The organism is Rhizobium sp. BK538, from assembly GCF_014197575.1.
In the GTDB taxonomy this organism is placed as follows: Bacteria; Pseudomonadota; Alphaproteobacteria; order Rhizobiales; family Rhizobiaceae; genus Rhizobium.
Genome location: NZ_JACIFT010000005.1, coordinates 100,334 through 114,074, shown reverse-complemented (window position 1 = coordinate 114,074; position 13,741 = coordinate 100,334). Strand labels below are relative to the sequence as shown.

General features: G+C 61.0%; 14 protein-coding genes. 7 read left to right on the top strand and 7 right to left on the bottom strand.

The genetic code is table 11. The features are described from left to right. Nucleotides 1–119 precede the first annotated feature (119 nt). Nucleotides 120–1,040, top strand: a complete 921-nt coding sequence (locus tag FHX09_RS07765) for a sugar kinase (RefSeq protein WP_132588826.1) — start codon at nt 120–122, stop codon at nt 1,038–1,040. 207 nt (nt 1,041–1,247) lie between these two features. Then, nucleotides 1,248–2,381 (top strand): glycosyltransferase family 1 protein, encoded by a 1,134-nt coding sequence (locus FHX09_RS07760; RefSeq protein WP_207911663.1) that lies wholly within the window; start codon nt 1,248–1,250, stop codon nt 2,379–2,381. Between the two features lie 5 nt (nt 2,382–2,386). Here FHX09_RS07760 and FHX09_RS07755 read toward each other — a convergent pair whose 3' ends face one another. After that, a complete protein-coding gene (locus tag FHX09_RS07755) occupies nt 2,387–3,400 on the bottom strand; it encodes an alpha/beta hydrolase (RefSeq protein ID WP_132588827.1) in 1,014 nt (337 codons plus the stop codon). Between the two features lie 160 nt (nt 3,401–3,560). On the opposite strand from FHX09_RS07755, the gene FHX09_RS07750 reads away from it, so the two are divergent. After that, nucleotides 3,561–3,998 carry a MarR family transcriptional regulator gene (locus tag FHX09_RS07750; protein ID WP_007789838.1) on the top strand — a complete coding sequence of 146 codons (438 nt, stop codon included), beginning with the start codon at nt 3,561–3,563 and terminating at the stop codon, nt 3,996–3,998. Between the two features lie 10 nt (nt 3,999–4,008). Here the strand turns inward: FHX09_RS07750 and der are convergent, their stop codons facing one another. From der to FHX09_RS07735, 3 genes are all read right to left on the bottom strand, one after another. Then, the gene (der, locus tag FHX09_RS07745; RefSeq protein WP_184449686.1) at nt 4,009–5,433 is read right to left on the bottom strand and encodes a ribosome biogenesis GTPase Der; all 1,425 of its coding nucleotides are present in this window, start codon (nt 5,431–5,433) and stop codon (nt 4,009–4,011) included. A gap of 15 nt (nt 5,434–5,448) precedes the next feature. Further along, entirely contained in the window at nt 5,449–6,132 is a 684-nt protein-coding gene (locus FHX09_RS07740) for a tetratricopeptide repeat protein (protein WP_007789834.1), read from the bottom strand. Between the two features lie 104 nt (nt 6,133–6,236). Next, nucleotides 6,237–6,821 (bottom strand): NnrU family protein, encoded by a 585-nt coding sequence (locus tag FHX09_RS07735; protein ID WP_184449683.1) that lies wholly within the window; start codon nt 6,819–6,821, stop codon nt 6,237–6,239. Between the two features lie 117 nt (nt 6,822–6,938). Between FHX09_RS07735 and FHX09_RS07730 the strand changes: the two genes are divergently transcribed. The 3 genes from FHX09_RS07730 (at nt 6,939) to FHX09_RS07720 (ending at nt 9,483) form a co-directional block, all read left to right on the top strand. After that, nucleotides 6,939–7,937, top strand: a complete 999-nt coding sequence (locus FHX09_RS07730; protein WP_184449681.1) for a polysaccharide deacetylase — start codon at nt 6,939–6,941, stop codon at nt 7,935–7,937. A 206-nt stretch (nt 7,938–8,143) separates the two neighbouring features. After that, the gene (locus FHX09_RS07725) at nt 8,144–8,914 is read left to right on the top strand and encodes a glucose 1-dehydrogenase (protein WP_183719332.1); all 771 of its coding nucleotides are present in this window, start codon (nt 8,144–8,146) and stop codon (nt 8,912–8,914) included. Between the two features lie 302 nt (nt 8,915–9,216). Further along, nucleotides 9,217–9,483, top strand: a complete 267-nt coding sequence (locus tag FHX09_RS07720; protein WP_132588877.1) for a DUF2277 domain-containing protein — start codon at nt 9,217–9,219, stop codon at nt 9,481–9,483. A gap of 187 nt (nt 9,484–9,670) precedes the next feature. On the opposite strand, the gene sbmA is transcribed toward FHX09_RS07720, so the two are convergent. Then, nucleotides 9,671–10,936: a peptide antibiotic transporter SbmA gene (gene sbmA / locus FHX09_RS07715; RefSeq protein ID WP_132588831.1), complete on the bottom strand. Its 1,266-nt coding sequence runs from the start codon at nt 10,934–10,936 to the stop codon at nt 9,671–9,673. A gap of 123 nt (nt 10,937–11,059) precedes the next feature. Further along, nucleotides 11,060–12,268 carry a YbfB/YjiJ family MFS transporter gene (locus FHX09_RS07710; protein ID WP_184449679.1) on the bottom strand — a complete coding sequence of 403 codons (1,209 nt, stop codon included), beginning with the start codon at nt 12,266–12,268 and terminating at the stop codon, nt 11,060–11,062. A 127-nt stretch (nt 12,269–12,395) separates the two neighbouring features. Between FHX09_RS07710 and FHX09_RS07705 the strand changes: the two genes are divergently transcribed. Continuing rightward, a complete protein-coding gene (locus tag FHX09_RS07705) occupies nt 12,396–12,965 on the top strand; it encodes a PadR family transcriptional regulator (RefSeq protein ID WP_007789818.1) in 570 nt (189 codons plus the stop codon). 4 nt (nt 12,966–12,969) lie between these two features. Here FHX09_RS07705 and map read toward each other — a convergent pair whose 3' ends face one another. After that, the gene (gene map / locus FHX09_RS07700) at nt 12,970–13,728 is read right to left on the bottom strand and encodes a type I methionyl aminopeptidase (protein WP_007789816.1); all 759 of its coding nucleotides are present in this window, start codon (nt 13,726–13,728) and stop codon (nt 12,970–12,972) included. Between the last annotated feature and the right edge of the window lie 13 nt (nt 13,729–13,741).

Genomic DNA, 13,741 nt, shown 5'->3' with positions numbered 1-13,741 from the left:
GCGTCGCCAATGGCCCCGCCAATCCAACCGATTATCAGATCCAAAGCCGCCAGTTCGTAGCTTGTCAGCGAAGTGCTCTGCGCGTATCAGCGAAAGGAGAAAATTCGGGGAGGCTTTCTGTGAGCGGGCGTTTTCTATCGATCGGTGAATGCATGGTGGAGCTTTCGCAGGCCGGCGCCGGCTTGCTGCGCAAGGGCTTCGCCGGCGATACGCTGAACACCGCCTGGTATGCTCGCGCCTGCCTGCCGGCCGATTGGTCGGTGGAGTATTTTACCGCGCTCGGTGACGAACCTATGTCCGATGAGATGATCGCCTTCTTCAAGGAAGCCGGCATCGGCACCGCGTTTATCAGGCGCATCAAGGGCAAGGCGCCCGGTCTCTACATGATCAGTCTGAAGGATGGCGAACGCTCCTTTAGTTACTGGCGCGACAACTCCGCGGCTCGCCAATTGGCAGCTGATGCGGAACTTTTGCGCGAGGCGATCGAGGCCTGCGACGTCATCTATTTCTCCGGCATCACGCTTGCGATCCTGTCGCGCAATGACGCCGACACGTTGCTGGCCGAGGTTCGCCGTGCCAAGGCGGCCGGCAAGATTGTTGCCTTCGACCCCAACATTCGCCCACGGCTCTGGTCGGGCTATGACGTGATGCATGCGACAATCAGCGAAGGCGCGCGCGCCTCTTCCCTGGTGCTGCCGAGTTTTGATGACGAGGCAACTCACTTCGGCGACGTCTCGATAGCGGCAACGATCCAGCGGTATCGCACACTTGGGGCTGCCGATGTCGTCGTCAAGAATGGCGCGGAAGGCGCTACGCTGAGTTTCGATGGCGTGGAGAACTTCGTCCCGGCTGAAAAGGTCGAGCAGGTCGTCGACACGACAAGCGCCGGTGACAGTTTCAATGGCGCATTTCTCGCACGCTATCTCGAGACCAGGAACGCTGCGGCCGCAGCCGCATTTGCCGCAAAGGTCGCCGCACGCGTCGTCAGCGAACACGGCGCCCTCGTCGCACGGGAAAAGCTCGGCCTGAAGAAGGCCTAGGCAGCACCGCGCCCCGCTAAAGACCACTCATCTGTCGGCGTAACGCGACTGTAATATTTCCATCATCGACGGCCGCCAGAATAGGAAGCGCGGGAATCGAGTCTCCGGGCCTACCCGGAATTGAGCCGGCGCCCCGCGGCGCGGCGTGGATGGAATTGGGGCGTGCTGCAACATATGTCGGATGTTGGAAGCGACGAAAGCCTGGCTATGTCTCGGCAGGGCGTGGCGGAACGGCTGGTTATTGTCAGTGATGCCTGGCATCCTCAGGTCAACGGCGTCGTTCGCTCGATCGAGAATACCAATCGCGAACTCGCGAAGATGGGCATCGAGGTGGCGATGGTGACGCCGCAGGGCTTTCACAGCATCCCCTGCCCCACCTATCCTGAAATTCGCCTTTCGATCGCCAATTATCGCCGCGTCGCGCGCGAGATAGAAAAGCACATGCCGTCCTACGTTCACATCGCGACGGAAGGCCCTTTGGGTCTCACGGCGCGGCGCTGGTGCCTGAGGAACCGCATGCCGTTTTCCACCAGCTATCACACCCGCTTTCCGGAATATGTCTCGGCGCGCCTGCCGGTACCGAAAAGCTGGCTCTACGCTTTCGTCCGCTGGTTCCACAATTCGGGTGCGGGCTGCATGGTCGCAACGCCAAGTCTTGCGCGTGAGCTCTCCGAGAAGGGTATCCGCAACCTGATGCCATGGAGCCGCGGCATCGACGCCGGCCAGTTCCACCCGACACCGCTGGAAGATGCACCGTTCGGACTGCCCCGCCCGGTCTTCATGACGGTTGGCCGGGTAGCATTGGAGAAGAACCTCCCGGCCTTTCTGGATCTCGACCTGCCCGGATCGAAAGTCGTCGTGGGTGACGGACCGGCCCGCGCCGAACTCGAGAAGCGCTACCCGGATGTACTTTTCACCGGTCTGAAAGTCGGCGAGGAACTGGCAAAGACCTATGCCCAGGCGGACGTCTTCGTCTTCCCATCGCTGACGGATACGTTCGGCAATACGATTCTGGAGGCGCTTGCCTCCGGCGTTCCCGTCGCTGCCTACCCCGTGACTGGGCCGCTCGACATCATCGGCGAAGACAACGAGGTCGGCGCACTCGACAACGACCTGAGGACAGCCTGCTTGGCGGCTCTGTCTGCTTCGCGCGAAAAGGCCCGTGAACTTGCCCAGCAATATTCCTGGGAAGCGGCGACCACGCAGTTCATCAACAACATTCGCGCCGCCAACGGCGTCATCACGCCAAAATGGAAAAAGGCTTGGCAGTTTGCCGCCAAGTCGCTGCCAAGAACGAAAAAGCCCGGCGAGGCCGCCGGGCCTATCTCCTCAGGAACCTGATCCCGTCATTTCCTGAGCGCGTCGCGCAGCGTCTGGTTGGCGACGGAAATCGCGCTGCGCACCGCCGGCGTCTCGGCAATGGCGTTCAGAAGCACGAAGTCGTGGATCGTGCCGTTGTAGCGGATCGAGGTCACCTTCACGCCGGCCTGGCTCAGTTTCCGGCCATAGGCCTCGCCTTCATCGCGCAGCACGTCGTTCTCATCGGTGATGATCAGTGCCGGCGGCAGACCGTTCAATTGATCGAGCGACGCCTGCAGCGGTGAAGCCGTCGGCTCCTTGCGCTTGGCTTCATCAGGCAGATAGGCGTTCCAGAACCACTTCATCGCTTCCTTGGTCAGCCACGGGCCATTGGCGAACTGATTGTAGGAGCCGGTCTCGAAGTTGGCGTCGGTCACCGGATAGAAGAGAACCTGCTGATCGATTGCCGGGCCGCCGCGCTCCTTGGCAAGCAAGGTGACTGCCGCCGTCATATTGCCGCCCACACTATCGCCGGCCACCGCCAGGCGGCTCGCATCGACATTGAATTCCTTCTCGTGCTCGGCAACATATTTCGTGGCGGCATAGGTCTGTTCGATCGCGATCGGATAACGCGCTTGCGGTGAGCGCTCGTAGTCGACGAAGACGACGGCGGCCTTGGCGCCATTGGCAATCTCGCGGACGAGCCGGTCATGCGTGTCGGCATCGCCGAGAACCCAACCGCCGCCGTGGAAATACATGACGACAGGAAGCTCGCCCTTCGCGCCTTCCGGACGAACGATGCGCAACTTGATGCTGCCGGTCGGACCGGCCTTGATCGTCAGGTTCTCTTCCTTGGCGGCGAGCTTCCTGACGTCGCCCTTCTGCGCGCCGGCAAGAACGCCGCGGGCGTCGGACGGAGACAGCGTATAGATCGGCTTGGCGCCGGCCAGCGCGTCGATGAACTTTTGGGTCGTCGGTTCCAGCACCGGATCGGCAGCGGCGCCGAAGGCGGTGGCTGCCAGGATGGTTGCTGCGCAGACTGCGGTCTTGATGGTCGACATCGTCTTGTCCTTTTGGTTGCGGTTCGTTGTGAACACGCATTATATTTATCGAACGATTATTTATTGCGCGATATAAATCTGAGCATGGCAGCCATGCAAAAAGTATGCTTGCGACTATTTATCGTGCGATATATTATTGTGCGATTTTGGAGATCACGATATGAGCGACGACCTGAATCTCGACGATTTCATCTGTTTCGCCCTCTACACCGCGAACCACGCGATGAACCGCGTCTACAAGCCGATGCTGGACGCACTGAACCTGACCTATCCGCAATACCTGGTCATGGTCACGCTCTGGAAGGAAGATAGCCAGACGGTGGGTGCCATCGGCGCGAAACTGCTCCTCGAATCGAGCACCCTCACCCCCCTCCTCAAGCGTCTGGAAGCGACCGGCTACGTCAAGCGTGAACGCGGCATGGACGACGAACGTGTCGTCATTATCCGGCTGACCGAGGAAGGCCGGGAACTTAGAAAGCGCGCAGCTTCCATCCCCGGCTGCATCGTCAGCGCGTCGGGCCAGGAATTCGCTGAACTGAAGCGGCTAAGGGCGGAGGTTGTTGCGCTACGCGATGCGTTGGAGCGCAGCGCAACCTGAACTCGCTCTATCAGGTCCGTCTCTTCTTTGATTCGTACGGATTGTCAGGCGAGCGGTAGTGAATGCGGATCGGCACGCTCGGCATGTCGAAATCAGCACGCAGGCCATTGATCAGATAACGCGTATAGGATTCCGGAAGCGCGTCCGAACGCGTACAGGAGATCATGAAGGCCGGCGGACGCGCCTTCACCTGCGTCATATACTTGAGCTTGATGCGGCGGCCGGAAACGGCCGGCGGCGGGTGCTGGACCTGCTGCTGTTCCAGCCAGCGATTGAGACGTGCCGTCGAAATACGCTTGTTCCAGACCTTGTCCGTGTCAATGATCGACTGCATCAGCTTGTCGAGACCGCGGCCCGTCTGGCCGGAAATCGGCACGGCGCGGATGCCGCGCGCTTGCGGCAGCAGCCGGTCGGTCTTTTCACGCAGGTCAGCCAGGACGGCCTGTGGATCCTCGATCATGTCCCACTTGTTGAAGGCGAGAACGGCAGCCCGGCCCTCGCGCAGCACGAGATCGACAATGTGCAGGTCCTGCTTCTCGAACGGGATCGTCGCATCAAAGACGATGACGACGAGTTCGGCAAATCGGATGGCGCGCAGCGTATCGGCAACGGAGAGCTTTTCCAGCTTCTCGATCACCTTCGCCTTGCGGCGCATGCCTGCCGTGTCGAACATCTTGATGGTGCGACCGCGCCAGTCCCACTCCACGGAGATGGAATCGCGCGTGATGCCGGCTTCCGGTCCGGTCAGCAGCCGGTCTTCACCGAGGAAGCGGTTGATCAGCGTCGACTTGCCGGCATTCGGGCGGCCGACGATCGCCACACGCAGCGGCTTGCTGTCGTCGTAAGCCGGCTCTTCCTCTTCTTCGCCGTCGGCACCGGTCGACTGCGGGATATCGACGTCGGTGACGGCGACATCTTCCTTCGGCGGAAACGCACGCTCCTCGCCAAGGGCTGCAACGATCGCGTCACGCAGGTCGAGCATACCCTGTCCGTGTTCGGCCGAAATCGGCGTGGGCTCCCCGAGGCCCAGCGAGTAGGCATCGTAGAAACCAGCGTCGGAGCCGCGCGCCTCGGACTTGTTGGCGACCAGTATCACCGGTTTGCCGCGACGGCGCAGCATTTCGGCAAGCGCCGTATCGACCGGCGTCAGACCGGTCTTGGCATCGACGACGAACAGAGAGAGATCGGCTTCGTCGATCGCGGCCTCGGTCTGCGCGCGCATGCGGCCCTGCAGGCTCTCTTCGTGGGCCTCCTCAAGGCCAGCGGTATCGACGATGGTAAAGCGCAGGTCGATCAGCCGCGCGTCGCCGGGGCGGCGGTCGCGGGTGACACCCGGTGTGTCATCGACGAGCGCCAGCTTCTTTCCAACCAGACGGTTGAAAAGCGTCGACTTGCCGACATTCGGGCGACCGACGATGGCGACCGTGAAGCTCATTGAAATTCCTTACATTCAGCCCTGTGCGGCGGGCGCCTTGCCGGATGCGGTGATGTTATCAAGCATCATCTGGGCACGATTGGCAACATTGCGGGGGCTCTGCGCGTCGTCGGCGATCGCCTTGAACCACTGGCGCGCCTGCGCCATATTGCCGGCCTTGTAGGCGGCAAGACCGAGCGCTTCGCGGGCCGAGTGGCGGAAGGCGTTGCTGGGCACTGCCATTTCCTCGACCTGGGCGGAAACCTGCTCGTAGGTGCCGCCTTCGATCAGCAGCCAGCCGGCGCGCATCTTGGCGGCGTCGCGAACCGCCTGCGGCGCTGCTGTGTCCTTGCCGATCGCGTCGAAAGCGGCAACGGCGCCCGCTGCGTCGCCCTTTTGCGCCAGCACGGTCGCCGAGCGCATACGCGCAAGGATCGGATAGGCTCCGTGACCTTCCTTCTCCAGCTTCGCGAGGGCAGCGAGTGCCTCGTCGGTCTTGTTCTCGTCGGCGAGTTTCATGGCAGCGATGAACTGGTCGCCGGTACCGGAGGACTTGTTGTCGTCCCAATACTCGTAGGCCTTGTAGCCGATGGTACCGAGAACGATGAGGACAGCGAGCGCAATCAGGTAGCGGCCGAACCGGCGCCATGCGCCCTTCACCTGGTCGGAACGCAGTTCCTCATTGACTTCACGAATGAAGCTGTCGTCGTTGAATGCCATTCTCGTCTCCGGCCACGGATATGCTTCGGCATGCGGGTTGCACGCACATTGTGGGGCCTTCTACCCCATTTTTCAGCAGTTGTAAGGGGGATCGGAAAGATTCGTCACATTACGATCGGGGCCACGCCAATCAACAACTCGTGCAGCTTGAACGTGATGAGTGCCCAGGCAACGACGCCGATGATCGCGGCATAGAGGTCATATTTGCCGGAGACGAAGGGCCGACGGGTAAGCTCACCGGCGCGCTCACGGCGCTTCAGCGCAATGCGGAGGATGACGCCCCATGCAAGGAAGGCGCCGAACAGCAGCACCGAGGAGGTCTCGCCGTTTGCCAGCAGATGCGACAGTGCCCAGATCTTCACCGACAAAACCATCGGATGCTTCGTCTTGACCGCGATATGCCCCGCCGGCAGCAGCGAGGCGGCCAGACAGATCATGGCGAGCAACATCAGCGTCAGAGCGATGTGCGCCATCCAGACCGGCGGATCGTAGAGCATGCCAGTCACCTGGCGGGCCTGACCGAAGCCGTAGATCAGCAGGATCAGGGACAGGATGCTGACGACAGAGTAGACGCCTTTCCAGCCGTTCTCGCCGAGACGGTCGATCATGGACTGGCGAAGACCGGGCGCAATCACACGTATCAGATGAAGCCCAAGGAAAATGACGATCCCGACGATGAGCAATGCCATGGTGATCTCCTGTGCGTTTTCCGAGACTTAGCCGGAGACACGCAAAAACGCCAGCGTCACCGCAGCTTCGCCGCATTTCTGTAACAGGAAAGCCGCAAACAAATCGTCGCGGTGTCTATGTTTCGTTCGTTTTTCAAAGCCTCGCTTACCCTTTCTTTGTTCATTCCTGGCGCAGCGGGCGCCAGCGACCAGCCGAAGCAGCTGGTGATCATCTCGTTCGACGGCGCACACGACAACGCGCTCTGGCAAAAGAGCCGTGAGATGGCGGCGAAAAACGGCGCACATTTCACCTACTTCCTCTCCTGCACTTTCCTGATGAACCTGGCAGCGAAGAAGGCCTATCAGGCGCCGCACCAGAAACAGGGCAAGTCGAATGTGGGCTTTGCCCAGAGCGACGATGAGATCCGCGAGCGGCTCGGCAATATCTGGCACGCCCATCTTGAGGGCCACGACATTTCGAGCCATGCCTGCGGCCACTTCGATGGCCGCCAGTGGAGCGAAGCCGACTGGTCGAAGGAGTTCGCGACCTTCCACGCCACGCTGAAAAACGCCTGGAAGAGCGTCGACCTGGAGGAGCCGAAAGGCTGGCAGGATCTGGTCGACCAAGGCATCCGCGGCTTCCGTGCCCCCTATCTCTCGGCAACGCCGGGTGCCGACATGATCGCGGCAGAGAAGAAGGCCGGCTTCGCCTATGACGCAAGCCTGGTGACGAAGGGACCGGCCATGCCCGTCGAGGAAGCCGGCATCGTCCGCTTCGGCCTGCCGCTGATCCCCGAAGGCCCGCGCGAGAAGCCGATCATCGGCATGGACTACAACCTCTTTGTTCGCCACTCCAACGGCACCGAGGACAAGGCCGATTCAAAGGCATTCGAAGACCGCTCCTATGCGGCCTTCAAGGAGGCCTTCGACAAGCAGTATGCGGGCAACCGTGTTCCGCTGCAGCTCGGCTTCCACTTCGTCGAGATGAACGGCGGCGCCTACTGGCGCGCGCTCGACAGGCTCGTCAGCGATGTCTGTCATCGCGCGGATGTCGCCTGCGTCAGCTATTCCGACGCGATTCCCATGATCGAGGCACGTGGCAAGCTGCGGGAGCAGGCACAAGCCTCGGGTCTTTAAGCGCGCATTCGGCCTCTTCCCGCTTCTTGCCGGGTGTGAAAGGCGGCGGCGTGAACACGCAACGCTCGGGCTGCCCGATCAATCTGACTCCAGAAACGCTCGGGGATCACCGGTTGGTCAAGGAGACGCTCCCCTGCATGCGCAGAACATCTGGCATCCACACGCCGACGCTGCCATAAATGAGCTTCATCGAGGGAGGCATCATGATGCAGAAGAATGCGCCGGACTTCAGCCTTCAGGGCAAGGTGACTTTGGTGACGGGAGCGAGCCGTGGCATCGGTCGAGCTTGCGCACTAGCCTGTGCCGCAGCAGGTTCCGATATTGTTTTGGGGGTCCGCGATGTCGCGGCGTCGGCGGGCCTGGTTGCCGAACTCGAGGGTGCGGGACGAAAGGTTCTCCCTGTTGAACTCAACATTCCCAATAAGGCCCACATCGCACAAGCCGTCGAGGCGGCGCTTACGACGTTCGGTCGGATCGACGTCCTCGTCAACAACGTCGGCGTGGCGCCGGGCAATCTCGCGGAGCTCGTTGAGGAGAAGGACCTTGACGAGATACTCGATGTCAACATCAAGGGCACTTTCCTGATGACGCAGGCCGTTGGCCGTCACATGATCGAGCGCAATAGCGGCCGAATCATCAACATCAGCTCACAGGCCGGTACCGTGGCACTGCGCGGCGAGGCAATCTATTGCATGAGCAAGGCGGCAATTAATCACCTCACGCGCTGTCTTGCGGCTGAATGGGCACGCTATGATGTCACCGTAAATACCGTATCGCCGACGTTCATCCACACGGATGGTACAGCACCGTTTCTATCCGATGCCGACAACCACAAAGCAACGCTTGGTCACATTCCACTTGGCCGGATCGGCGAAACCGATGATGTGGTGGGTGCCGTCGTTTTCCTTGCATCGCCGGCCGCGAGCCTAATCACAGGCGCGAACCTGCTGGTGGACGGCGGATGGTCCGTCGCCTGAGGTCGAGGCGCTCCTGGAGTGGCCAGTCTTACGCGGACGAAAACGGCAATCTCCCCGGATAAGGATCGCCTTACGGCAAAGGCGGTGGCGATCTAAGATTTCGACCACCAGCGAGAAGCAACCGCCGTGCGCCTCTAGCCTAAAGCCAGAAACGACAGCAACGAAGTGAGGACGCCTGCCTTGCGGTCCATAGCTTTCCGCCACGGCCATCTGGTCCGTTTGCCATGAACGCTTATGCGACTAGTTCTTATACTAGGTTACCCTCCTCTCATTGGCAGAGAGAAAACGACCGGGAGCAAGCCATGTGCCGAAATATCAAACCGCTGTTCAATTTCGATCCGCCAGCGACAGACGAGGAGATCCATGATGCCGCGCTTCAATTCGTGCGCAAGTTGAGCGGCACCACCAGGCCATCGAAACGCAATGAGGCCGCGTTCGAGCACGCGGTCATTTCGATTGCGAGATGCGCCCACGAGCTGCTCAATTCGCTGGAGACTTCTCAACCGCCTCGCGATCGTGAGGAAGTAGCTGCAAAGGCCCGCGCGAGAACTGCAATCCGGTTCGCGTAAGAGAGTCCTGTCGCGCACAGGAGATCATCGTTCGGGTCGACGAGGTGAACATCCGGCCAGCGAAAGGTCAGGTTCAACAGACCGAGCCGGTCAATCAACGGCCACCCTTGGCGCAAAGGCCGTCTGCGCCCTCGCCAAGGCATGGCAGCATTTATGACCGAGTTCCGGCTTTCTGCAGCCGACGACGTCAGCCGTCGGCGTGGATGATGCCGGCCTCACGCTCCAGGTAGCGCTGGTCGATATCAGGCAGCGGCTCACCCTCGATCGCGGATTCGAAAGTGCGCAGGCGCTTGTAGATCGACAGGAGCTCAACGATCGTCGTCCAGGAATTGACGAGATACTGGAACGAGCCGCGCACCTGATCGAAAACATTGTTGATCTGCGTCATCAGGCCGAGCGTCAGCTTACCGGCGACGATCGACGGCACAAGCACGATCAGGCTGAACAGGTTGTCGGCCTGCAGATAGAAGATGCGGGCGACGTTGAAATACATGTAGTGAAAATAGAGGCGGAAGTAGTTGCGGCGCACGTTGGCGAAGAGTTCGGCCACCGTCGGCGGCGTCGCGCGGTCCGCATGGTCCTCACCGTAGACGAGCTCCTTGCGATAGGACGCTTCGACGCGCTGGTTGCGGAACTCGAGCCCCGGCAGCTTGATGCCGACGAGCCCCAGGAACACGGTTCCGAAGATCGACCAGAAGATCGCCGCCCAGACGAGCGCATGCGGCACTTCGCCAATCAGCGGCAGCTCGGTGATGTTGGCACCGATCTTGAACAGCACCGGCAGGAACGCGATCAGCGTCATGACCGAGCTGACGAGGCTGACGCCGAGGCTTTCAACCGTGGAGGAGAAGCGCATCGTGTCTTCCTGAACACGCTGCGAGGCACCCTCGATGTGTCGAAGCTTCGGCCAGTGCGCCATGTAGTATTCGTTCATCGCCGTGCGCCAGCGGAATATCCAGTGGCTGACGAAGAACAGGTTCAGCACGCCGACGGTGATTGCCACGAAAGCGATGCCGGCAAAGCCCAGCATGCCGAGGTAGAGCTGTGCCGCGGTGACTGGCGCCGTCTTCGCGAGCGCCTGCTGGATCAGGTCGTAGAACGGTCCGTACCAGGCGTTGATGGCAACGCTGACCTGCACCGAGAAATAGGTGTTGAAGATGATCAGCGCGGAGCCGAGCACCGACCACATCTGCCAGCGGTGCGGGCTGTAGGCGAACCAGAAGCCGGCAAAGAGCGCGACCGCCAACACATAGTAGATGTAGAACCATAGGAACGGGGCCGACCAGAAGACAGACACACCAATCGGCGATTCCAGACCTGGTGCCAGCGGCGGCAGACCAATTGCTGCGCCGAGGCCGGAACCCACGAAATACCAAAAGAGAACGGCAAGAAGCGCCCAAGCAACAGCTGAGATGAAGAAGAGCCTAGGCTTGGGGAAGTAGGATACGAACACGGGAGAGGTTGCTTTCCTGAACTGGAGTCTTCGGAGTCTCTAACAGACCAATTGCGGCGAAAACTACGGCAGTTCGCAAAGAGCGGCAATGGGCTCGCCCCATTGTTACGCACTTGTAACGCGCTACGACAACTTCCTGGCGACCGGCATCACCAGCGCCGCACACACGAGCAGCGCTGCGGCCGCGGCATAGGTCGGCGTCGTGAAGCTGCCCGTTTGCTCGGCCATCCACCCCGCGACAATGGGGCCGATGATCTGCCCGACCCCGAAGGCGGCCGTCATCGTCGCGAGTATCCGGCGCGGGCTGGCCGGCGAAAGTTTGCGGCCGATCTGCAGTCCATAGGCGGTAATCGCGAGGAAGGTTGCTCCAAACAGCGCGCCGCCGATAAGCGGAGCCACCGAGTGCGGCAGGAGTACGGTCGCCAGCACGCCAGCTGCCTCGATCAGCAGTGCGGCCACATACACCTTCCCCAATCCCAGCGGGCGGACGAATGGCTTCCAGGCGAAGAGCGCCACCGAAGCGGTCAGACCGGCGATGAACCAGCAGAGAAACTCGACAGTCGGTCCGGCAGCATCCATGCGCGCGATCGTGACCAGAAACGTGCCCGTGATCACATAGCCGAACCCGAACAGGCCATAAGATGCCGTGACGAGCAGCATCGGCAGGCTCCAGGCGATCCGCGGTTCCTTGCCGGTCTGTGCCGCGGCAGCCGGGCCTGCCGGCAGCAACCACCAGACCGCCAGCAGACTGACCGCCGAATAGATGGCGCCACCGATCCAGGATGCGCGCCAGGCGTCTGCGCTTCCATCAAAGAGCAGTCCCACCAGCAGCACCATAACCGATGAAAGCGCGATACCGGCGCCCGGCCCCCCGAAATGCGCCGCCTGCACGTGATCGTTGCCGGCGATCGCCCCGTGGCTGAGCACAATCTGCGAACTGAAAACGAGAGCAAAGGCGCTCGCAACGCCGGCGAGGAACCGGATGACGGCAAAGGCCGAAACCGATGTCGTCGTGGCCATGGCCGCCAGAAGGACTGCTGTGGCCGCAAGAGCAAGAAGCGCGACCTTGCGCTCGCGTCCTGTCGCCCAGCCATAGGCGGCCAGCACGGCACCGACGAGGTAACCGACGAAATTCGCCGAAGCGATGAAGCCGGCATCTGCGGCCGAAAGCGGCACGCCGCTGATCATGCTCGGCAGGATCGGCGTATAGGAAAAACGGCCGAAGCCCATGGCGGCAGCCATGGCGATAGCGCCTGCGAGGCCGGTTCGAAACAGGTTTTCGGGGAAGGTGTCATTGCGTGCCAACATGGATTGCTTATCGCGCTGCAGCATGGCGCCGACAATCAAGAATTTCTGATCGATCGATCAATCGCACGAAATCATGCATTCGCCCTTGAACGCAATTATCTTACGATATACATTTTACGACATAGTGAACGATACATCTAAGGAGTGACCTATGAGAGGTTTTAGAGGTGGAATGATGGGTGGTGGCGGTTTTCGCATGGGGCGGAAATTTGCGTCAGGCGACCTGCAACTGGTGATCCTGGCCCTGTTGGTGGAACAGCCCCGCCATGGCTACGAGCTTATCAAGCTCTTGGAAGAGCGTTCGGGTGGCTTCTATGTTCCAAGCCCGGGCGTGATCTATCCGGCACTGACCTACCTGGAAGAAACCGGCCTTGCTGACGTGGAGAGCGAGGGCACCAAGAAGCTCTATCGCATCACGGAGAGTGGCCGCAGGCTCGTCGAAGAGAACCAAACGATGATCGACATGACGCTTGGAAAATTGGAGAAGATCGGCGCGAAGATGGCGCACGTGCGCAAGATATTTGACCCCGAAAGCCGCAATGGCGATCGGGATGAGGACGGCTTTCCGGAAGACAAGAGCGAGGTCGCAACTGCGCGCATGCTGCTAAAATCGGCGCTTCGCCTGCGTTACCCCTGGTCGAAGGACGAGGCCAAGCGCATCGCTGGCATTCTGGAGCGCGCGGCCGGCGAAATTCTTGCCGGCGGCCGTTCGGGCGAGTGAGGCCTCAAGCGCCGCCTTCCGGCAGCGTCAGGATCAGCGGACCATTTCGCGTGGCGACGACCGTGTGTTCGTATTGCACGGTCGGAGCCTCAGGCTCCCCGTAGAGCGTCCAGGCGTCGTCGCCCCCCTCCGCCCATGTTGCGCCAAGCGAGAGGAACGGCTCGACCGTGAAGACAAGGCCTTCCGTTATCATCCGCTTCTCGGATGGATCCGGCCAGGTCGAGAGCTCGGCCGGCTCCTCATGCAGCGAACGGCCGATCCCGTGGCTCGCCAGATTGGCGACAAGGGTATAGCGGTTTTTCAGGGCGAAGGCGCCGACGGCCTGGCCGATCTTGGCGAGCGGCTCGCCCGATTTCACCTGGTTTAGGCCAACCCACAGCGCCCTTTTGCCGTCGCGGCAGAGCTTTTCGATCTTCGACTTGTGCGGTGGAAGGCTGAAGGACGCGCCGGTATCGGAAAAGAATCCATCCTTCTCGGCGGAGACGTCGATATTGACGAGATCTCCCGGGCGAATGATGCGCGGCCCCGGAATGCCATGGGCGATCTCTTCGTTGACGCTGATGCAGGTAGCCCCGGGAAACTGATAGCAAAGCTCGGGCGCGGAGCGTGCGCCGGCCTCCTCGAGCACCTTGCGGCCGATCTGATCGAGCTCCAGCGTCGTGATGCCGGGCTCCAGTGAAGCCCCCATCACCTGCAGGGCATTGGCGCAGATACGGCCGATTTCCTTCAGCTTGAGAAGTTCGTCTTCGTTTTCGATGATCATGAATCTCTACCCG